Consider the following 18,011-nt stretch of genomic DNA (forward strand, 5'->3'; position numbering starts at 1 on the left):
TTTGCGACAACGGAGCCGTTTCATGAGCCAACTCTTCGACTATGAACAACAACGCGAGGCCGAAAGTGCGGCCAAGGTCCGGGCGCTGGAAGCCCTGCTGATCGAAAAAGGCGTAATCGGCAGCGATTCGGTCGACACCGTACTGGCGCATTTCGAGACCGTGGCCGGTCCCTTCAACGGCGCGAAAATCGTCGCCCGGGCCTGGGTCGATCCGGCCTACAAGGCACGCCTGCTGGCCGACACGCCCAAGGCCATCGCCGAACTGAATCTGGCCCAGGGCATGGACGGCGCCGAGGGCGAGCACATGCTGGCGGTGGCCAACACCCCGGACGTGCACAACCTGATCATCTGCACCCTGTGCTCTTGCTACCCGTGGCCGATCCTTGGCCTGCCGCCCTATTGGTACAAAGACCCGGTGTTCCGCGCCCGTGGCGTGCGTGAGCCCCGTGCCGTGCTGCGCGAATTCGGTGTGCCCATCAGCGATGAAACGAAGGTCGAGGTGTGGGACAGCAGCGCGCAGATCCGTTGGTTCGTGGTGCCTGAACGCCCGGCGAATTCGGAACATTTGAGCGAGGCGCAACTGGCCGAGCTGGTCACCCCGGAATCGATGATGGGCGTGGCATTGGTTGAACTGCCTGCCGCCTGAGGAGCACGCCATGTTTACCCGCTTCGAAGAATTCGCCGCCAACAGCATGCTCGGCCACAAGGACTCGCCGCCACGCTCGCAGGGGCGACTGCATTTCACCCAGGACTGGCAGCGCAGCCTGTATGGCCTGGCGCTGGCCCTGTCCAAAGCCGGCCATTTCGAGTGGGAGGCTTTTCGTCAGAAGCTGATCGGCTCGATCTCGACCTGGGAGCAATTGCCCTGTGACAACCAGCCGCCATGGGATTACTACGAGCGCTACCTGGAGGCGCTGATCCAGGTCTTGCAGGAGCATTCGCTGCTGGACACCGACGAACTGAACACCCGTTTGAACGCACTCAAAACCGACCACACTGAATCGAGGATCGCCTCATGAGCAGCTCCGTACTGACACAAACCACCATCGGCACCCGCAGTCATCGCCTGCGAGTGACCGTCGGCTCGATCCTGATGGGCCTGTCGCTGGTGTATTTCGCCGGTTTCTCGCATCTGGAACTGGTTCATAACGCCGCCCATGACACCCGTCACAGTTCGGGTTTTCCCTGTCACTAACGCGATCCCCCTTTAGCAGCACGGCTTGCCGGCGGTGACGGATTGATGATCGGTGCTGTCGGTAAATCGGCCAACTACGCAAGCGTTACCCCCAATCTTTTGCGGAGCACCCGAACATGTTCAAACGCATCCTCACCACCGCCTGTTACACCGGTGCCCTGGCGGCGCTGTTGCTGACCCTGCTGCAAAGCCTGTGGATCACCCCGTTGATTCTGCAGGCCGAAGTGTATGAAAACGCTGGATCCGCCCATGAACAGGTGCATGCTCACGCACACAGCACCGCAGCTCATGAACACGAGCACAGCGCCGAAGCCTGGTCGCCTGAAGAGGGCTGGCAGCGCACGCTGTCGACTTTTGGCGGCGATCTGGTCGTGGCCATCGGTTTTGCCCTGTTGCTCAGCGGTCTGTACAACCTGCGCACCCCGGCCAACGCCTGGCACGGCGTGCTGTGGGGGTTGGCCGGTTATGCGACGTTCTGTCTGGCGCCGTCGGCGGGTTTGCCGCCGGAACTGCCCGGCACCGAGGCCGCCGAATTGACCTTGCGCCAGGATTGGTGGGGCGCGACGGCGTTGGCCACTGCCGTCGGACTGGCGCTGATCGTGTTCGGTCGGCACTGGGTCTGGCGTGTGCTGGCGGTGGTGCTGATCGCCGCACCGCATCTTTACGGCGCACCGCAACCGCCCGAGCACCACGCGCTGGCGCCGGATGACGTGCAGGCGCAGTTCCGTCTGGCGTCGCTGCTGGTCAATGGTGTGTTCTGGATGGCGCTGGGTGGGGTCAGTGCGTGGTGGTTCAAGCGGCAGACGCCGGTTGCGCAGGACATGAGCGCGTTGGTGTCGGTGAGATAGCCCGGGAATTGCATGTCAGTCTGAATATCGCTTCAAGGCGGCTCCCACAATCATCGCGTCCCGCTGAAGACACTCGAACAAGGAAACCCTATGCGCAAAATCAGCGTGGGCATGGTGCTGTTCCCCGGCTTTCAACTGCTGGACATCGCCGGTCCCAAGGACGCCTTCGCTCAGGTCAAGGTCCTGAGCAACGGCGAGTGCGAGTACGAAATGCTCACCGTGGGCACCACACGCAGCCCGTTGCTGTCGTCCAGCGGGCTGACGGTGATCCCCGATCGCACGATTTTCGACCCCTGCCCCCACTTCGACACCATCATCGTGCCTGGCGGACTGGGCATATTCGATGTCTATGCCGACTCAACCCTGTGTGACTGGCTCAAGGTTCAGGAAAAACGCTGCCGACGTTTGGCGGCGATCTGCAACGGGGTGTTCGCCTTTGGCGCAGCGGGGCTGATCGAGCGCAAGTCGGTGACCACCCACTGGATGGACGCCGCGCACCTGAGCGAGCTGTTCCCCTCCGCTCAAGTCGACCCCGATCACATTCACGTCAAGGACGGCACGATCTACACCACGGCGGGGGTCACGGCGGGGATCGACCTGTCGCTGCTGATGATCGAGGAAGACTTCGGCAAGCGCATGGCCATCGACGTCGCCAAGTATTTGGTGGTGTACCTGCGCCGTGCCGGAGGGCAATCGCAGTTCAGCCCGCTGCTGGACGTACAGGGCGGCGTCGATTCGCAGGTCGAGGCGATTCAGGATTACATGCTCGCCCACCTGCACATCGACCACAGCCTCGCCTCACTGGCCGAGCGCGTGCACATGAGCCCGCGCAACCTGTCGCGGCTGTTCGCCAAGGAAACCGGCACCCCGCCCATGGCCTTCCTCGCCGACGCGCGCATCGACGCCGTGCGCCGCTATCTGGAAACCACCGAGCAATCGATCAAGGAAATCGCCCACCGCTGCGGCTTCGACAGCGCCGACAGCCTGCGCCGGGTGTTCGTCAAACGGCTGGCCATCAGCCCGCTGGAATATCGGCAGCGGTTTCGGTCAGATTCCGTGCCCGTCAAAACCTTCCATTCGCTGTGATGTGTTGTGGGAGCCGCCTTGGTGGCGAATGCGGCGTGTCATCCCTGCATCTATCCGCTGACACTCCCCAATCGCCACCAAGGCGGCTCCCACATAACCTCAACCGCAAACTACGGGGAGTTATTTGAAATCCCGGCTGCGCACGTCCAGCCCGGTCAGCAGCGGGGTCAGGTCGAACAGGCGCTGGGCAATGACGTGGCGCACCCCCTTCTCAAATTCGAACCGGCCGAAGACCTGCATCAATTGCGACCCCACCAGCACCTTGCGCTGACGCTCGGCCAGGTCGCGCCAGACCACCACGTTGATCATCCCGTGTTCATCCTCCAGCGTGACGAACGTCACACCACTGGCAGTACCCGGTCGCTGGCGCCCCACCACCAGGCCAGAGACGCTGAAACAGCGGCCGTGCTCCTCTTTCAGCAAATCCTTCGAACTGCGAAAGCGCTTCGCCGCCAGCTTGCTGCGCAACAGCGCCATGGGGTGCGGCCCCAAGGTCGTGCCTGTGGTGTCGTAGTCCGCCATCAAGTCCTGCGCCACACTCGGCAACGGCAGCGCGACCTGAGCCTCCTGGCCAAAGCAGTCGTCACCGAGTAACGGACGTTGCACTTCGACCCCGGCGATTTCCCAGCGCGCGCGATGGCGATGGCCGACCAGACCGCGCAAGGCGCCTGAATCGGCCAGCGAAGCCCGTGCCCGGTTGTCCAGATCGGCACGAACGCACAGGTCCGTTACGTCCTTGAACGGGCGCTGCTGGCGTGACTGCTCGATGCGTCGGGCATCTTCTTCACGAAAGCCACGGATCATCCGCAGCCCCATGCGGATCGCCAGATTCTGCGTGTACTCGCGCCCTTCTATCGGTTCCAGCGAACAATCCCAATCGCTGTAGCGAATGTCCACCGGGTGCACGTCGATGTGGTGGCGTCGAGCGTCCTGCAGCAACTGGTCGGGGCTGTAGAACCCCATGGGCCAGCTGTTGATCAGCGCGCACGTGAACGCCGCCGGTTCGTGGCATTTGAGCCAGCAACTGGCGTAAGTCAGCAACGCGAAACTGGCGGCGTGGGATTCGGGAAACCCGTAGCTGCCGAAGCCCTTGATCTGTTCGAAGATGCGGTCGATGAAGTCCTGATCGTAACCCTTGGCACCCATGCGTTCGCTGAGGCGGGCGTAGTGATGTTCCAGCCCGCCGTGACGTTTCCAGGCGGCCATGGAACGGCGTAGTTCATCGGCCTCCCCCGGCGTGTACTGCGCCGCGACGATGGCCAGTTGCATGACCTGCTCCTGAAACAGCGGCACGCCGAGGGTGCGCTCAAACACGGCTTCAAGTTCTTTGGAGGGGTAAGTGACAGGTTCCTCTTTATTCCGACGGCGCAAATACGGATGCACCATATCGCCCTGAATCGGCCCTGGTCGAACGATGGCGACCTCGATCACCAGATCGTAGAACTCTTTGGGTCTCAATCGAGGCAACATCGACATCTGCGCCCGCGACTCAATCTGGAACACGCCGATGGTGTCAGCGCGGCTGATCATGTCATAGGTCGGCTTGTCGTCAGAGGGGATACTGGCGATGGTCCAGCGCTGGTGCCGGTGCAGTGCAACCAGGTCGAAGGTGCGACGCAATGCGCTGAGCATACCCAGCGCCAGAATGTCCACTTTGAGCAGCCCCACCAGGTCGAGATCGTCCTTGTCCCACTGAATGATGGTGCGCTCGGCCATGGCGGCGTTCTCCACTGGCACCAGGGTTTCCAGCGCCTGCTCGGAAATCACGAAGCCACCGGGGTGCTGCGACAAGTGCCGAGGGAAACCGATCAATTCACCCGCCAGCGTCAGTACCCGGCGCAAAATCGGACTGTCGGGTTCGAAGCCCGCCTCACGCAGACGCTCGGCAGGTGGCAGATTGTCGGTCCAGCGCCCACAGCAATCGGCCAGCGCGTTGATCTGATCCGGCGGCAAACCCAGTACCCGCGCCACATCACGAATCGCTCCGGCGCCGTGGTAGGTGCTGGCCACGGCCGTCAAGGCCGCGCGGTGTCGACCGTATCGTTTGAACACGTATTGCAGGACTTCCTCGCGGCGTTCGTGCTCGAAATCCACATCGATGTCAGGCGGTTCGTTGCGCTCCTCGGAGATGAAGCGCTCGAACAGCAGGTTGATTTTCGAGGGGTCCAGCTCGGTGATTTCCAACGCAAAACACACTGTCGAGTTGGCCGCCGAGCCGCGGCCCTGACACAGAATCGCGCGGTCGCGGGCGAAGCGCACGATGTCGTGCACCGTCAGAAAGTAGCTTTCGTATTCTTTGATCGCGATGATGCGCAGCTCTTTTTCGATGTGCGCTCGGGCGATCTCCGGCACCCCGTTCGGCCAACGCTTGCGCGCCCCTTGCTCGGTGAGTTCGCGCAACCAACTGGTCGCTGTGTGCCCATCCGGCACCAGTTCTCTGGGGTATTCGTATTTGAGCTGCTTGAAATCGAAGGTGCAGCGCCGGGCAATCACCAGCGTTTCAGCCAGCAACTGCGCGGGATACACATCGGCCAGCGCAGCCCGTGAGCGCAAATGCCGCTCACCATTGGGGAACAATCGCTGCCCGGCTTCGGCCACCGTGGTGTGATGACGGATGGCAGTCATGGTGTCCTGCAGGGCGCGACGACCTCGGGCGTGCATGTGCACGTCGCCACAGGCCACTGCCGGAATAGCGAACTCATCGGCCAATGCCAGAAGCGCACTCAACCGTTGGCGGTCATCGGGACCACAGTGCAATTCGACGCCCAGCCACAGGGTTCGAGGAAAGACCTGACACAGCCAGTCGCCCTGCTCGTTTCGGTTTTCGACTGGCTCGTCCAAATCCGGCAGCCAGAGGGCCAGCAACCCATTGAGGGAGGTCTCGAAATCCTCCCGCAGCAGCCGGTATTCGCCCTTCTGGCTGCGCCGCCGCCCTTGGGTAATCAGCTTGCACAGGGCCTGATACCCCGTGAGGTTTTCGGCCAGCAGCACCAGTTTCGGCCCGTTCTTCAGCGTCATTTCACTGCCGACGATCAGGGGCAGTTCGTGCTTGAGCGAGGCCTGCCACGCCCGCACGATCCCCGCCAACGTGCACTCATCGGTGATTGCCAGTGCCTGATAACCGTGCTGTCTGGCCCGTTCGAACAGTTCCTGCGCACTGGACGCGCCGCGTTGAAAACTGAAGTTGGACAGGCAATGCAGCTCGACGTACTCGGCGTTCATGCAAACCAGCCCTGCAACCACAGGCCGCTGTCATCCCCCACATGGCGATAGGCCCAGCCGCGTTGGCCGTGGCGGGTTTCGATGAGGAAATAATCACGACGCACATCGCCGCCATCCCACCAGCCGGATTCGATGCGCTCAGGCCCGGCCAGCACCCGCCAGCCGGATTCGGACAATAACTCAGGCTCACGCAACAGCCAGCCCGGACGCGGCACCGAATTAAAGCCTGTGGCCGGTTTGTTATGAGAGGTCGGCTGCCAGGCGCATTCAGGGCGATGGTCACCATGAAAGCTCAGGCCTCTGACCGATTCGTCACCCAGCCGTGCCCGCAAGCGCTCGCGCAGTTGTTCCCACGGCATATTCTGCTGAGGGCGGTCGTCGAACAGCTCGCGGTGGGACGGCACGAAGGCTGGCAAGTCTTTGGCCAGCAGCTTCAACGCTCGCACCGGCGACGGCACCACGATCTGTTCCAGACGCCCGCGCGCCAATTCGAACAACCGGTCGGCCTCGCGCTCGGCACTGAGCAGGCCCACGGGGATCAACGTGTCCGGCGCCACGCTGCCCACGCTGGGCACGTGCTCCAGATGAATGACAAAACGCTGCACGCCGCTGTCGCGCCCGCCAAGAAACAGTGCGAGATCAACGATCATGCGCTTGAGGGGAAACAGCAGCGCCTGATGGGACTCCACATCGAAATTCAGTTCGAGCCGGGTCTCGAAGTGGTCCGGCGGCGTGTAGCACTCAAGCGCCACGGGGCGTTGACCCAGCAAGCTGTCGAGGTGTTGAAGCACCTGTGCGGGAAAGCGTCGCGCCAAGGTGTCACGGGGCAAGGCCAGCACTTGATGCAGCCGCTGCAACCCCATGCGTCCCAACGCCGTGGAAACCTCGGGTGACAGGCCGATACGGTTGACCGGCATCTGCTCAAGCCTTTGCCGCAAGCTGTCGTTGCAGGTCACCGCCAGCCCGTCGTGCACGTTGGCCAGCACCCGTGCCGCCACCGGGTTAGGCGCGGCGACGATGCGATGGCTGAAGCCCATGGCCATCAATTCCTCCCGTAAACGGGCTTCGAACAGTGGCCATGGCCCGAACAGGCCGAAACTGGATTGGACCTCCATCAACAGCACTCGCGGGTATTTCAGGCTGACATTGGAGCTGAAGCGATAGGCCCATGCGGCAAGCAAACGGTGCCAATGTTCGGTTTGCGCCGGGTCGTACTCGACCGTGTCGAACTCGCGGGTCATGGCCTGAGCTGCCGTCAGCGACTGACCGGCGCGCAGGCCCAACGCTCTGGCCGGTGCATTGACCGTTTGCAGCACGCGCCGTTGCGCCGGGCCTGTGATCAGAGCCAGCGGGCGTTCGGGTTCGGCGCGACGACGCATGACGCCGTCCAGCGCCAGTTGCGGCAGCAGGACACAGGCCCAGAGCATGGACACCTCAAGCGTCGGGAATAAAGGGAATCGGTGAAGCAGGCGCCAGCCCGCCACGGCATTTGAGGACACGCAACTGGCTGGGGCGCACGTCGATGGCGATCCGCAGGGCGGCGGGCGACGGATTGACTGCCGCGTGTTGCCCACGGCAAACGAACGCCAGGGTTTCTCCGGTTTCTGCCGCCACCTGCAAACGGCGCAGGGCCCGGTCATCGACCTTGCCCGGCCAACACAGCACCGCGCCGCAACTGCCTGAGCGCAGACATTGCTCGACCGCCCACAAGGCGTCCTTTTCGCTCGCCTGAATGATCGACAGCTGACGCAAATCCACCCCCGCCGCAGCCCAGGCTTGCGGGTACGGCACATGGGGCGGCGCCACCAGCACAATGCGTTCGCCGCTGTCCGCCAGCCGGGCCAGGGTTGGCCACAACAGGCGCAACTCACCGCTGCCGGGCGCCGGAATCAAGAGTTCAGTCAAGGCCGCAGGCGGCCAGCCGCCCATGGGCAACGCGCTGTCCAGCAGCCGATGACCGGTGGGCTGTGCGGCCACCGGCTGAACCTGCGGGCGCCCTTTCCAGACCCGACGCTCGTCCAGCAGCGCGTCAAGGCTGACCACTGCACCCATCATTCGCGGCGCACCAGACCGCAGAACACGCCTTCAATCGCGAAGTCCTGATCGGGACGCACGACGATGGGCGCATAAGCCGGGTTGCGCGGCAGCAGGCGGAACTGATTGTCGCCGCGCTCAAGACGTTTGATCGTGACTTCGCCATCCAGCCGCGCCACGACGATCTGCCCGTCTTTGGCGTCGGCGCTTTGCAGAATGCCCACCAGATCGCCATCGAAAATACCGTCTTCGATCATCGAGTCGCCTTTGACCCGCAGCAGGTAGTCGGGCACACGAAGAAAGGTACGGCTGTCGAGGGTGAAGGTGTCGTGAATGTCGATGTCCGGGCCAATGGGCGCACCGGCGGCGACGCGACCGAGCACCGGGATTTCCAGCATGTCGGCGCGTTTACGGTGTTCCACCAAGCGGATGCCACGGGCCTGATTGGCCGTAACCTCGATAAAACCTGCCTCGGTGAGCGCCACGATGTGCTTGCGCGCCACGCTGCGCGAAGCAAACCCGAAGGCCTCGGAGATTTCCGCCAGGCTCGGGGGCTGGCCGTTTTGGGCGATGCGATCCCGGATGAAGGTGAGGATGGCAGCGCGTCGGGGGGATAAAGTCGTCATGGAGTACATTTGTACTCTTTTCTAAAAAATCTGGCTATCACAATCTTTAAAATCGGACACCTGACCCGTGTGGGAGCCGGCTTGCTGGCGAATGCCATACATCAGACCCAGCAGTAGTGACTGAAACAACGCATTCGCCAGCAAGCCGGTTCCCACCTGTCCGCGTCCCGGGATATTCCACAGACGACGCCCCTCATTCATCCCCTTTCGTCACAACTTCACACAAACCATTTGCATGAACAATCTTATGGTATACCATCAGACCAAATACCGATTTACACCCAAACGCTCATCCAAAAACCCGGGAGCCCCTCATGAGTTTCGAAATCCGCAAAATCGTCAGCTACCTCGAAGAAACCCTGATCGAAGGCGGCAAGGCCACTGACACGCCGGTGACCATGGTCGGCCTGGCCGTGGTGATGAAAAACCCATGGCTGGGCCGTGGCTTCGTTGAAGACCTGAAACCGGAAATCCGCGCCAACTGCTCCGATCTGGGCGCGATGATGGTTGAGCGTCTGACCGGCCTGATTGGCGGCGCCGACAAGATTCAGGCTTACGGCAAAGCGGCCGTGGTCGGTGCTGAAGGCGAAATCGAACACGCCTCTGCCGTCATCCACACCCTGCGCTTCGGCAACCACTACCGCGAAGCCGTGAAAGCCAAGAGCTACCTGAGCTTCACCAACAAACGCGGCGGCCCGGGCACTTCGATTCAGATCCCGATGATGCACAAGGACGATGAAGGCCTTCGCTCGCACTACATCACCCTGGAAATGCAGATCGAAGACTCGCCCCGTGCCGACGAAATCATCGTGGTACTGGGCGCAGCCAACGGCGGCCGTCTGCACCCGCGCATCGGCAACCGTTACATCGATCTGGAAGAGCTGGCCGCTGAAAAGGCGCAGTGATTCCCGCCACACATACTAATAAGGCCTGTGCAGGAGCATTCCATGATTCGGCTCACCGCTGAACGCACCCCGGCCGGCACCAGTTATCTGGCGACCGGCCAAGGCCACCCTGTGGTGTTGATTCACGGGGTCGGTCTGAACAAGGAAATGTGGGGTGGCCAGATCGTCGGTCTGGCCCCGCACTACCGCGTCATCGCCTACGACATGCTGGGCCATGGCGACAGCCCGCGTCCGGACCCGGAAACGGGCTTGCCGGGTTACGCCGAGCAATTGCGCGAGCTGCTGGAACACCTCGGCCTGCCAAGCGCCACGGTGATCGGCTTTTCCATGGGCGGTCTGGTGGCGCGGGCGTTTGCCCTGCACTTCCCGCAACACCTGGCCGGTCTGGTCATTCTCAACAGCGTGTTCAACCGCAGCGCCGAGCAACGTGCCGGGGTCATCGCCCGCACCAGCCAGGCGGCCGAACACGGCCCGGATGCCAACGCCGCCGAAGCGCTGTCCCGCTGGTTCAGCCGTGAGTATCAAGCGGCCAACCCGGCGCAGATCGCGGCCATTCGCCAGGTGCTGGCGGGCAATGATCCGCAGGGTTACCTGACCACCTACAAACTGTTCGCGACGCAAGACATGTACCGCGCCGAGGACCTGGGCAGCATTCAGGCGCCGACGCTGGTCGCTACGGGCGAGCTGGACCCGGGTTCGACCCCGGACATGGCCCGGCAACTGGCCTTGCGCATTCACGGCGCGCGGGTGGAGATACTGGCCGAGCAGCGGCATATGATGCCGGTGGAATCGCCGCGTCTGGTCAATCAGATGCTGCTGGATTTTCTCAAGCAGGCAGACGCGCAACACACTTCGGCAGAGGGGATCGTGGCATGAGTCTTACCCGTTTTCAGATGTGTATCGACGGTGAGTGGGTCGATGCGCTGTCCGGCAAAACCTTCGAAAGCCTCAACCCGGCGCTGGCCCAACCGTGGGCCGAGCTGCCGGACGCTGACGAAGCGGACGTCGAACGTGCCGTGCAATCTGCGCAAGCCGCTTTCGAAAACCCGGCCTGGCGCAAACTGACCGCCACCGCACGGGGTAAATTACTGCGCCGTCTGGGCGATCTGATTGCCGAGAACAAAGAAAAACTCGCGCAACTGGAAAGCCGCGACAACGGCAAGCTGATTCGCGAAACCCGCGGTCAGGTCAGCTACCTGCCCGAGTTTTTCCATTACACCGCAGGCCTGGCCGACAAACTGGAAGGCGGCACCCTCCCGCTGGACAAGCCCGACCTGTTTGCCTACACCGTGCACGAACCCATCGGCGTCGTGGCGGGGATCATCCCGTGGAACAGCCCGCTGTACCTGACCGCGATCAAACTCGCTCCGGCACTGGCAGCAGGCAACACCATCGTGCTCAAGCCGTCCGAGCACGCTTCGGCGACGATTCTGGAACTGGCACGTCTGGCGCTGGAAGCCGGGATTCCGCCGGGCGTGGTCAACGTCGTGACCGGTTACGGGCCAAGCACCGGCGCCGCCCTCACCCGCCATCCACTGGTGCGCAAGATCGCCTTTACCGGCGGAGCTGCCACGGCGCGCCACGTGGTGCGCAGCAGCGCGGAAAACTTTGCCAAGCTGTCGCTGGAACTGGGCGGTAAATCGCCGAACATTATCTTTGCAGACGCCGATCTGGACAGCGCGATCAATGGCGCCGTGGCCGGGATCTACGCAGCCTCGGGCCAGAGCTGCGTCTCAGGCTCGCGCCTGCTGGTGCAGGACGACATCTACGATGAATTCGTCGAGCGTCTGGTCGCCCGCGCCCAGCGCATTCGTATCGGCAACCCGCAGGATGAAACCAGTGAAATGGGGCCGATGGCGACCGCTCAGCAACTGGCCGTGGTGGAAAGCCTGGTGGCTGATGCCTTGGCCGAAGGCGCGCGTTTGCGCACCGGCGGCAAGCGTGCGGATGTGGGCACCGACGGCTGGTTCTATGAGCCAACCCTGTTCGAATGCGACCGCAACTCGATGAAGATCATGCAGGAAGAAGTCTTCGGACCGGTCGCCTCGGTGATCCGTTTCAAGGACGAAGCCGAAGCGCTGGCCATCGCCAACGACTCGCAGTTTGGTCTGGCGGCGGGCATCTGGACCCGCGATCTGGGCCGCGCCCATCGCCTGGCCCGCGACGTGCGTTCCGGGATCATCTGGGTCAACACCTACCGCGCCGTGTCGGCCATGGCCCCCATCGGCGGTTTCAAGAACAGCGGCTATGGTCGCGAGAGCGGTATCGATTCGGTACTGGCCTACACCGAGCTGAAAACGGTGTGGATCAACCTCTCGCAAGAACCGATGCCCGATCCTTTCGTGATGCGTTGAGCGAGGTTGACGACATGATCGAACCCGGCATTTACAAAGACGTGATGGGCTCCTTCCCGTCCGGCGTCACGGTGGTCACCACGCTGGATGCGGACGGCGGCATCGTCGGCATCACTGCCAGTGCGTTCAGCGCGCTGTCGATCGACCCGGCGCTGGTGCTGTTCTGCCCCAACTATGGCTCGGACACCTACCCGGTGTTGCGCGACAGCAAGCAATTCGCGATTCACCTGCTGTCCGCCGACCAGAAAGCCGAGGCCTACGCCTTTGCCGGGAAAGGCAAGGACAAGGCCAAAGGCATCGATTGGCACTTGAGTGAACTGGGCAACCCGCTGCTGAGCACGTCGTCGAAGATCCGCGCCACCGCGATCATCGAATGCGAGCTGTGGCGCGAGTACGACGGCGGCGATCACGCGATCATCGTCGGCGCGGTGAAGAACCTGATCCTGCCGGAAGAGCCGGTGACGCCGATGGTCTATCACCGGGGCAAACTGGGTCCTTTGCCGGACCTGAATTGAAAATTTCAGTGCTGAAAACGGCAAAAAAGAGGTGAATTCAAGCCCATCGTCCGCGATGGGCTTGCTGGTTGACGTGTCGCGCCGTGATAAACTGCGCCACGTTTTGGCCTTTGGGTTTTAACTCCGGCCCCCTAATCACCCTTGGCTGTCCCCGACATACCTCGGCTCGGACAGCCAACTTCAGAGCGGACCCCATGAAACGCCTGCCACTCGACGACAGCTTCAAGGTCAATCGCAACCCCGTCACCCTGCGGGAAATCGTGCTGGACAAACTGCGCAGCGCGATCATGAATTTCCAATTGCTGCCCGGTGATCGCCTGGTCGAACGCGACCTGTGCGACCGCCTCGGTGTCAGCCGTACCTCCGTTCGCGAAGCCCTGCGCCACCTGGAATCCGAAGGTCTGGTGGAGTTCGCCGACGCCAAAGGTCCGCGGGTCGCCATCATCACCCTGGAAGATGCCTGCGACATCTACGAGCTGCGCTGCGTGCTCGAAGGCCTGATCGTCCAGTTGTTCACCCTGCGTGCCAAGGCCAAGGACATTCGCGCTCTGGAAAAGGCCCTCAATGAAAACAGCGAAGCCCTGAAAGAAGGCGACCTGCAGCAGGTGCTGGATTCGGTGCAAGGCTTCTACGACGTGCTGCTGGAAGGCTCGGGCAACCACGTCGCCGCGACCCAGTTGCGCCAGTTGCAGGCGCGCATCAGTTACCTGCGAGCGACCTCGGTGTCCCAGGAAAACCGCCGTGGCGCAAGCAACCGGGAGATGGAAAAGATCGTCGAGGCGATCAAGAGCGGCGACCCGCTGGCGGCGCATCAGGCCTCGGTAGACCACGTGCGCAGCGCGGCGAAAGTGGCGCTCGACTACCTCAAATCCAAACAGGACGATGGCACCCAGGTGCGCGACATCGTCGAACCCGTGGTTCTCAAGGAACCGCGCATAGGACGCTGACATGCCCGCGCCGCGCTTCTGTCCGCAATGTGGCAGCCCTGACCTCGCTCAGCGCACACCCGACGGCGACACCCATGCGCGGCTGATGTGCGGCCAGTGCCAGTACATCCATTACGTCAATCCGAAGATCATCGCCGGCTGCATCATCGAGCGTGAGGGCAAGTATTTGCTGTGCCAGCGCGCCATCCCGCCACGCCCCGGCACCTGGACCCTGCCCGCCGGTTTCATGGAGGCCGGTGAGACCACCGAACAGGCAGCGTTGCGTGAAGTGTGGGAAGAAAGCGGCGTACGCGCCGAGATCGTCTCGCCCTACTCGATCTTCAGCGTGCCGCAGATCAGCGAGGTGTACATCGTCTTTCGCGCCATCGCGCTGGAAGTGACCGACCAGTTTGGCCCGGAAACTCTCGCCTGCCAATTCTTCGCCCCTGAAGATATCCCGTGGGACAGCATCTACTACCCCGCGATCCGGCAGATTCTGGAGCGCTACATCGCCGAGCGTCAGGCCGGGGTGTACGGGATTTACGTGGGCAATGACGACACCGGCAAGGTGCATTTCATTCGCTGACCCTACACACGACACTCGCTCTCGATTGCCGACAACCGGACGCCGTTTTTGCGGGAGATTCTGTGTTGTCTGGCCAACCGCTTTCGCCAGCAAGCCGGCTCCCACACTTTCTGTCGGCCCGGGCGTTGCGTTCGGCGCGATATTTGTGGGAGTCGGCTTGCTGGCGAAAGCGCTGGATCAGCCAGAAGCGTACTGACTGACAGGTCGCATTCGTCCTCAACCCTGCCTACAACAACGCCGACAACCGCACATCTGCCGCCAGCACGCGGTGCAACTGACCATTGGCCGCAAAGATCGGCACTGAGACCGTGACGCAGAAGGCATCGGTGGCCGAGGAGCGATACACCGGGGTGATGTGGCTGGTGAGTTGCTCGGCCACCTCACGGAACCACGGGCGTTGTGCCCAATTCCGCCCCTTGCAGCTCGGCGCCTTGCTGTCGGTGTCCAGCCCGACGTTTTCGCTGATCTGCGTGCCGTTGCGATCCACCATGTAGAACAGCTCGAAACGCTGATCCCGCAGCAGAGTGTCGTGCATGAAACGCTCGGCGGCCTGAACATCGCCGTTCATGGCCGCCTCACTGCCCAATCGCTCGACGCTGTGCTGGATGGCTTTGTGCATCTCCAGACGAAACCCGCCCAGCCCGTTCAACAGATGATCGCCACTGCTGCGCACTGCGTCGCTGTGGGTCAGCACCTGTCCGGCGTTGCTCAGCAGTTCGGCGGCCACCCCGGCGATGTTCTGCACATCGCGGTTGATGGCGTGCACGGCGATGCCGATGTGTTCGGTGCCCGACGCGATGTGGCCGACGCGCTGATCCAGTTGGTCCATGGCCGACTGAGTGCTGAGCAAGTCCTCGCCCATGCGGGTCATGCCGTCACGGCCGTCGGCGACCGCGGCGTGCATGATTTTCCCGGCAGCGCCCAACTGATCCATGTCCGCCCGGAAGCGCTCGATGATCTGGCTGACGCGGGCCGTGGATTCAGTGGTGTGCCCCGCCAGTCGCCGCACTTCATCGGCGACCACGGCAAAGCCCCGCCCATGCTCCCCCGCACGGGCCGCTTCGATGGCCGCGTTCAGCGCCAGCAAGTTGGTTTGTTGAGAGATGCTGGCAATCACGCCCAGCACCTGGCTGACCTCTTCAAGCTGACCGAACAACTGGCCGATCACCGCTTCCAGCTTCTGCTCACTGGCGCCAATGGCGTCGACCTGCCCGAGCACTTGCTCGCCGGTCTGCTGGCACTGGCGCAGGGTTACGGTCACTTCACTGGAGAGCTTCGCCACCTGCGCGGCGCCAGGCACCAGTTCGGTGTCCAGCGAGGTGCTGACCTGTTCACTGGCGCTGGCGATCAATTCCGAAGCCTGGGCTAACATCTGTCCGCTCTGCTCGGTGGCGCGGGCGATGCGCGCCAGCTCAGGGGCATGGGCGGCAATGTCCACCGACGCCGCCAGGCTCTCGCCCAGGCGCTGATGCAGGGTCTTGCTGAAGCCGTTCAGACGGGCGTTGAGCGGCGAATGCTCGGACAGTTGCACGGTCAGGTCCAGATCCTCGAACAACAGGCTCAGGGCATCATCGTCATGGGCCCGGCGTTTGTTGGCGCGCAGTGAAAACATTCGGCATCTCCCTCCATGTGTACGACGAACGTTGCAAGCAGAGTGCCATCAGTGACGCCCCATGATGGCGGGCCGCCGGGAACGACTGTCACTGAAAAATGCCCGATTTTCGACGTTAACCCCTCTGCGCCAGCCGTTTTTGGTGCACGCTCGTCAATGCCCCTGCGCGAGTGCATGTAAACTTCGATCGCCGCATCCCTGCCCTTTTCCTGCCTTTGGAGCTGCACCCCGTGGAACTACGCCAACTGCGCTACTTCGTGAAGATCGTCGAACTGGGCAGTCTCGGGCGAGCGGCGCTGGAACTGGACGTGGGGGTCTCTGCACTGAGCCAGCAAATCGGCAAGCTGGAAAACGAGTTGAGCACTCGCCTGCTCAATCGCACCACCACGGGGGTCACGGCCACCAGCGCAGGACTGGCGTTTCTGCACCACGCTCAACTGACGTTGCGTCAGGCCGAGAACGCCGTGCTGGCCGCCCACCGAGGGCGCATGAGCGGCTACGTCAGCGTTGGCCTGCCGCCCACCACCGCGACGGTCCTGGCGCTGCCGTTGATCGATGCCATGCGCGAGCGTTATCCGGACATCCAGTTGCACTTGGTGGAAATGCTCTCGGGACACCTCGCCGCTCAGCTCAACGCGCGGCAGATCGACCTGGCGATCCTGTTCCAGCTTGAAGGAGGCAAGCGCTGGAGTGTCACACCGCTGCTGGATGAAAAGCTGTTCGTCATTGCTTCCCCTTCACTGCCTGATGCTCCTTGCGGCGACAGCGTGCATCTGGCCGAGCTGGGCAACCTGCCGATGGTCGCGCCCAGCGCACAACACGGCCTGCGCTCGACGTTGATGACCGCTTTCGAGCGCGCAGGTGTGGTGCCCAACATCATCATGGAAGTGGATGGCCTGGCGGTGCTGATGAACGCCGTTCGCGCCGGGCACGCGGCGACCATTCAACCTGGTGCCGCCGCCGCACTCAAGGGCGAATCGGGCCTGTCGCTGGTGCAGATCGCCGACAGCCATGTCGGGCGGCGCAATCTGCTGGCGACCCTGAGCGATGATGAATTGTCACCGGCAGCGCTGGCGACCCGTGTCGTTATCACCGACGTTGCGCGACAACTGGTCAACAACCAGCAATGGCCGGGGGCGAGCTGGATCGGAGAAAGCTGATCCGCCGCCACGCTGCCCCTGCGCAAGACACCTGGCCCCAAACCATCGTATGAGGGGCAAAAACCTCCGTATCAGCGTGCAGTACCAAGGTACAAGTGACGTCAGCCCTCGGCAGGCATACCTTGGAGCCATTCCTGTCACCCGGCGCTGATCGCTCTTCAAGCCGTGGGAAACAGACCGTACCGGACAGGCCCGTCGAAGAACACTGTGAGGAGATTCACCATGTTTTCCGAAACCGATCCCAAACGTGAGCTGCACGCAGAATTCGCCGCCGACGCCCATGGTCTGCACAGCACCCTGCTGGGCGAGGAACGCGCGCTGTTTCTGCAACTGCTGGATGAACATTTGCGCACAACCGAGCAAGTCTGGGGGTTTGCCCGAGAAGTACGCTGGCGTCTGCGCAAGCTGAACTATCAGGCGATCAAGGAACTGTTCAAGGGTCTGGATCAATCGACCCAACAGTACGTTACGTTTTTGCAAACCCGCATCCAGAGTCTGGGCGGCGGGCTGAATCAGGACACCCTGCCCGCCGTCCAGCAGGCAGACGCCGAACAGGCACCCGGTTTTCGGGAGTGCTTCAAAGAGATTCACCAACTGGCGCAGCACCTTGAAACGCTGGTGGAACGCACCCAGCGCTTCATGGACCGCGCCGTGGACGCCGGCGATTACGCCACGGCCAATCTGGTCAGCGAGGTGCTATATCGCGCCAACCAGTTGATTTGCAAGATCCGGATGGACATCCCGTCCGGAGCCTCGTTCACCAGCGAATGCCGTCAGCCGAGCCGTCCTCACACGTGGTTCTCCACGATGGAGGTGTGGGCGCACAGCCCCGGTCTGATTGCGGTCAGCGCGGCCGAGAGTTATCGCTTCTAAGCCTGTTTTGTGTCACCGGACTCTCCTCTCTTTGGCGCCCTGCGGGGCGTCTTTTTTATTGAAATGAAC

Annotated in this window: 18 protein-coding genes and 1 pseudogene; 13 read left to right on the top strand and 6 right to left on the bottom strand. The window is 62.5% G+C overall.

Annotated elements, in window-relative coordinates; all coding sequences use genetic code 11:
- Window positions 1-22: 22 nt before the first annotated feature.
- The 5 genes from nthA (at window position 23) to ACI5GA_RS02550 (ending at window position 3,129) form a co-directional block, all read left to right on the top strand.
- Complete coding sequence (gene nthA / locus ACI5GA_RS02530) at window positions 23-646, top strand: nitrile hydratase subunit alpha (RefSeq protein ID WP_404632240.1); 624 nt, start codon at window positions 23-25, stop codon at window positions 644-646.
- Window positions 647-656: 10 nt separating this feature from the next.
- Complete coding sequence (locus ACI5GA_RS02535) at window positions 657-1,019, top strand: nitrile hydratase accessory protein (RefSeq protein ID WP_404632242.1); 363 nt, start codon at window positions 657-659, stop codon at window positions 1,017-1,019.
- A complete protein-coding gene (locus ACI5GA_RS02540; RefSeq protein WP_404632244.1) occupies window positions 1,016-1,195 on the top strand; it encodes a CbtB domain-containing protein in 180 nt (59 codons plus the stop codon). Before ACI5GA_RS02535 ends, ACI5GA_RS02540 begins: the two co-directional genes overlap by 4 nt.
- A 116-nt stretch (window positions 1,196-1,311) precedes the next feature.
- Complete coding sequence (locus ACI5GA_RS02545) at window positions 1,312-2,043, top strand: CbtA family protein (protein ID WP_421421529.1); 732 nt, start codon at window positions 1,312-1,314, stop codon at window positions 2,041-2,043.
- Window positions 2,044-2,133: 90 nt separating this feature from the next.
- Window positions 2,134-3,129: a GlxA family transcriptional regulator gene (locus ACI5GA_RS02550; RefSeq protein WP_404632248.1), complete on the top strand. Its 996-nt coding sequence runs from the start codon at window positions 2,134-2,136 to the stop codon at window positions 3,127-3,129.
- Between the two features lie 120 nt (window positions 3,130-3,249).
- On the opposite strand, the gene ACI5GA_RS02555 is transcribed toward ACI5GA_RS02550, so the two are convergent.
- Genes ACI5GA_RS02555 through lexA form a run of 4 tightly spaced genes read right to left on the bottom strand, consistent with a single transcriptional unit; the run spans window position 3,250 to window position 9,020 of the window.
- Window positions 3,250-6,372 carry an error-prone DNA polymerase gene (locus ACI5GA_RS02555; RefSeq protein ID WP_421421532.1) on the bottom strand — a complete coding sequence of 1,041 codons (3,123 nt, stop codon included), beginning with the start codon at window positions 6,370-6,372 and terminating at the stop codon, window positions 3,250-3,252.
- Window positions 6,348-7,778 carry a Y-family DNA polymerase gene (locus tag ACI5GA_RS02560; RefSeq protein WP_421421534.1) on the bottom strand — a complete coding sequence of 477 codons (1,431 nt, stop codon included), beginning with the start codon at window positions 7,776-7,778 and terminating at the stop codon, window positions 6,348-6,350. Before ACI5GA_RS02560 ends, ACI5GA_RS02555 begins: the two co-directional genes overlap by 25 nt.
- A 7-nt stretch (window positions 7,779-7,785) precedes the next feature.
- Window positions 7,786-8,403 carry a translesion DNA synthesis-associated protein ImuA gene (imuA, locus tag ACI5GA_RS02565; protein WP_404632772.1) on the bottom strand — a complete coding sequence of 206 codons (618 nt, stop codon included), beginning with the start codon at window positions 8,401-8,403 and terminating at the stop codon, window positions 7,786-7,788.
- On the bottom strand, window positions 8,403-9,020 hold the full coding sequence (lexA, locus tag ACI5GA_RS02570; RefSeq protein WP_404632254.1) for a transcriptional repressor LexA: 618 nt from the start codon (window positions 9,018-9,020) through the stop codon (window positions 8,403-8,405). The genes imuA and lexA overlap by 1 nt, the downstream gene beginning before the upstream one ends.
- Window positions 9,021-9,325: 305 nt before the next feature.
- Between lexA and ACI5GA_RS02575 the strand changes: the two genes are divergently transcribed.
- The 6 genes from ACI5GA_RS02575 to ACI5GA_RS02600 all read left to right on the top strand — a co-directional run bounded on the left by ACI5GA_RS02575 (window position 9,326) and on the right by ACI5GA_RS02600 (window position 14,297).
- Window positions 9,326-9,916, top strand: coding sequence for an amino acid synthesis family protein (locus ACI5GA_RS02575; RefSeq protein ID WP_400607078.1), 591 nt, complete (start codon window positions 9,326-9,328; stop codon window positions 9,914-9,916).
- Between the two features lie 42 nt (window positions 9,917-9,958).
- Window positions 9,959-10,792, top strand: coding sequence for an alpha/beta fold hydrolase (locus ACI5GA_RS02580; protein WP_404632256.1), 834 nt, complete (start codon window positions 9,959-9,961; stop codon window positions 10,790-10,792).
- A complete protein-coding gene (locus tag ACI5GA_RS02585; protein WP_421421536.1) occupies window positions 10,789-12,270 on the top strand; it encodes an aldehyde dehydrogenase in 1,482 nt (493 codons plus the stop codon). Before ACI5GA_RS02580 ends, ACI5GA_RS02585 begins: the two co-directional genes overlap by 4 nt.
- Window positions 12,271-12,284: 14 nt before the next feature.
- Window positions 12,285-12,785 carry a flavin reductase family protein gene (locus ACI5GA_RS02590; RefSeq protein WP_404632260.1) on the top strand — a complete coding sequence of 167 codons (501 nt, stop codon included), beginning with the start codon at window positions 12,285-12,287 and terminating at the stop codon, window positions 12,783-12,785.
- Window positions 12,786-12,979: 194 nt separating this feature from the next.
- Complete coding sequence (locus ACI5GA_RS02595) at window positions 12,980-13,732, top strand: GntR family transcriptional regulator (RefSeq protein WP_404632262.1); 753 nt, start codon at window positions 12,980-12,982, stop codon at window positions 13,730-13,732.
- A gap of 1 nt (window position 13,733) precedes the next feature.
- Window positions 13,734-14,297 carry an NUDIX hydrolase gene (locus ACI5GA_RS02600; protein WP_404632264.1) on the top strand — a complete coding sequence of 188 codons (564 nt, stop codon included), beginning with the start codon at window positions 13,734-13,736 and terminating at the stop codon, window positions 14,295-14,297.
- 226 nt (window positions 14,298-14,523) lie between these two features.
- Here ACI5GA_RS02600 and ACI5GA_RS02605 read toward each other — a convergent pair whose 3' ends face one another.
- Window positions 14,524-14,916, bottom strand: a complete 393-nt coding sequence (locus ACI5GA_RS02605; protein ID WP_421425426.1) for a PDC sensor domain-containing protein — start codon at window positions 14,914-14,916, stop codon at window positions 14,524-14,526.
- A 165-nt stretch (window positions 14,917-15,081) separates the two neighbouring features.
- Window positions 15,082-15,909: pseudogene (locus tag ACI5GA_RS02610) on the bottom strand (methyl-accepting chemotaxis protein); the annotation flags it as partial.
- Between the two features lie 230 nt (window positions 15,910-16,139).
- On the opposite strand from ACI5GA_RS02610, the gene ACI5GA_RS02615 reads away from it, so the two are divergent.
- Entirely contained in the window at window positions 16,140-17,069 is a 930-nt protein-coding gene (locus tag ACI5GA_RS02615; RefSeq protein ID WP_404632266.1) for a LysR family transcriptional regulator, read from the top strand.
- 222 nt (window positions 17,070-17,291) lie between these two features.
- Complete coding sequence (locus ACI5GA_RS02620; RefSeq protein ID WP_421421539.1) at window positions 17,292-17,942, top strand: ferritin-like domain-containing protein; 651 nt, start codon at window positions 17,292-17,294, stop codon at window positions 17,940-17,942.
- Window positions 17,943-18,011: the final 69 nt, after the last annotated feature.

The sequence above is a fragment of the Pseudomonas sp. Pseu.R1 genome, from assembly GCF_045764065.1.
In the GTDB taxonomy this organism is placed as follows: domain Bacteria; phylum Pseudomonadota; class Gammaproteobacteria; order Pseudomonadales; family Pseudomonadaceae; genus Aquipseudomonas.

What these genes read in the sequence shown, in the direction of transcription:
- ACI5GA_RS02620 (WP_421421539.1), top strand. Translation starts at nt 17,292, where the DNA reads ATGTTTTCCGAAACCGATCCCAAACGTGAGCTGCACGCAGAATTCGCC.
- ACI5GA_RS02580 (WP_404632256.1), top strand. Translation starts at nt 9,959, where the DNA reads ATGATTCGGCTCACCGCTGAACGCACCCCGGCCGGCACCAGTTATCTG.
- ACI5GA_RS02575 (WP_400607078.1), top strand. Translation starts at nt 9,326, where the DNA reads ATGAGTTTCGAAATCCGCAAAATCGTCAGCTACCTCGAAGAAACCCTG.
- ACI5GA_RS02600 (WP_404632264.1), top strand. Translation starts at nt 13,734, where the DNA reads ATGCCCGCGCCGCGCTTCTGTCCGCAATGTGGCAGCCCTGACCTCGCT.
- nthA (WP_404632240.1), top strand. Translation starts at nt 23, where the DNA reads ATGAGCCAACTCTTCGACTATGAACAACAACGCGAGGCCGAAAGTGCG.
- ACI5GA_RS02585 (WP_421421536.1), top strand. Translation starts at nt 10,789, where the DNA reads ATGAGTCTTACCCGTTTTCAGATGTGTATCGACGGTGAGTGGGTCGAT.
- lexA (WP_404632254.1), bottom strand. Translation starts at nt 9,020, where the DNA reads ATGTACTCCATGACGACTTTATCCCCCCGACGCGCTGCCATCCTCACC.
- ACI5GA_RS02595 (WP_404632262.1), top strand. Translation starts at nt 12,980, where the DNA reads ATGAAACGCCTGCCACTCGACGACAGCTTCAAGGTCAATCGCAACCCC.
- ACI5GA_RS02550 (WP_404632248.1), top strand. Translation starts at nt 2,134, where the DNA reads ATGCGCAAAATCAGCGTGGGCATGGTGCTGTTCCCCGGCTTTCAACTG.
- ACI5GA_RS02590 (WP_404632260.1), top strand. Translation starts at nt 12,285, where the DNA reads ATGATCGAACCCGGCATTTACAAAGACGTGATGGGCTCCTTCCCGTCC.
- ACI5GA_RS02605 (WP_421425426.1), bottom strand. Translation starts at nt 14,916, where the DNA reads ATGCACAAAGCCATCCAGCACAGCGTCGAGCGATTGGGCAGTGAGGCG.
- ACI5GA_RS02560 (WP_421421534.1), bottom strand. Translation starts at nt 7,778, where the DNA reads ATGCTCTGGGCCTGTGTCCTGCTGCCGCAACTGGCGCTGGACGGCGTC.
- ACI5GA_RS02540 (WP_404632244.1), top strand. Translation starts at nt 1,016, where the DNA reads ATGAGCAGCTCCGTACTGACACAAACCACCATCGGCACCCGCAGTCAT.
- imuA (WP_404632772.1), bottom strand. Translation starts at nt 8,403, where the DNA reads ATGGGTGCAGTGGTCAGCCTTGACGCGCTGCTGGACGAGCGTCGGGTC.
- ACI5GA_RS02535 (WP_404632242.1), top strand. Translation starts at nt 657, where the DNA reads ATGTTTACCCGCTTCGAAGAATTCGCCGCCAACAGCATGCTCGGCCAC.
- ACI5GA_RS02545 (WP_421421529.1), top strand. Translation starts at nt 1,312, where the DNA reads ATGTTCAAACGCATCCTCACCACCGCCTGTTACACCGGTGCCCTGGCG.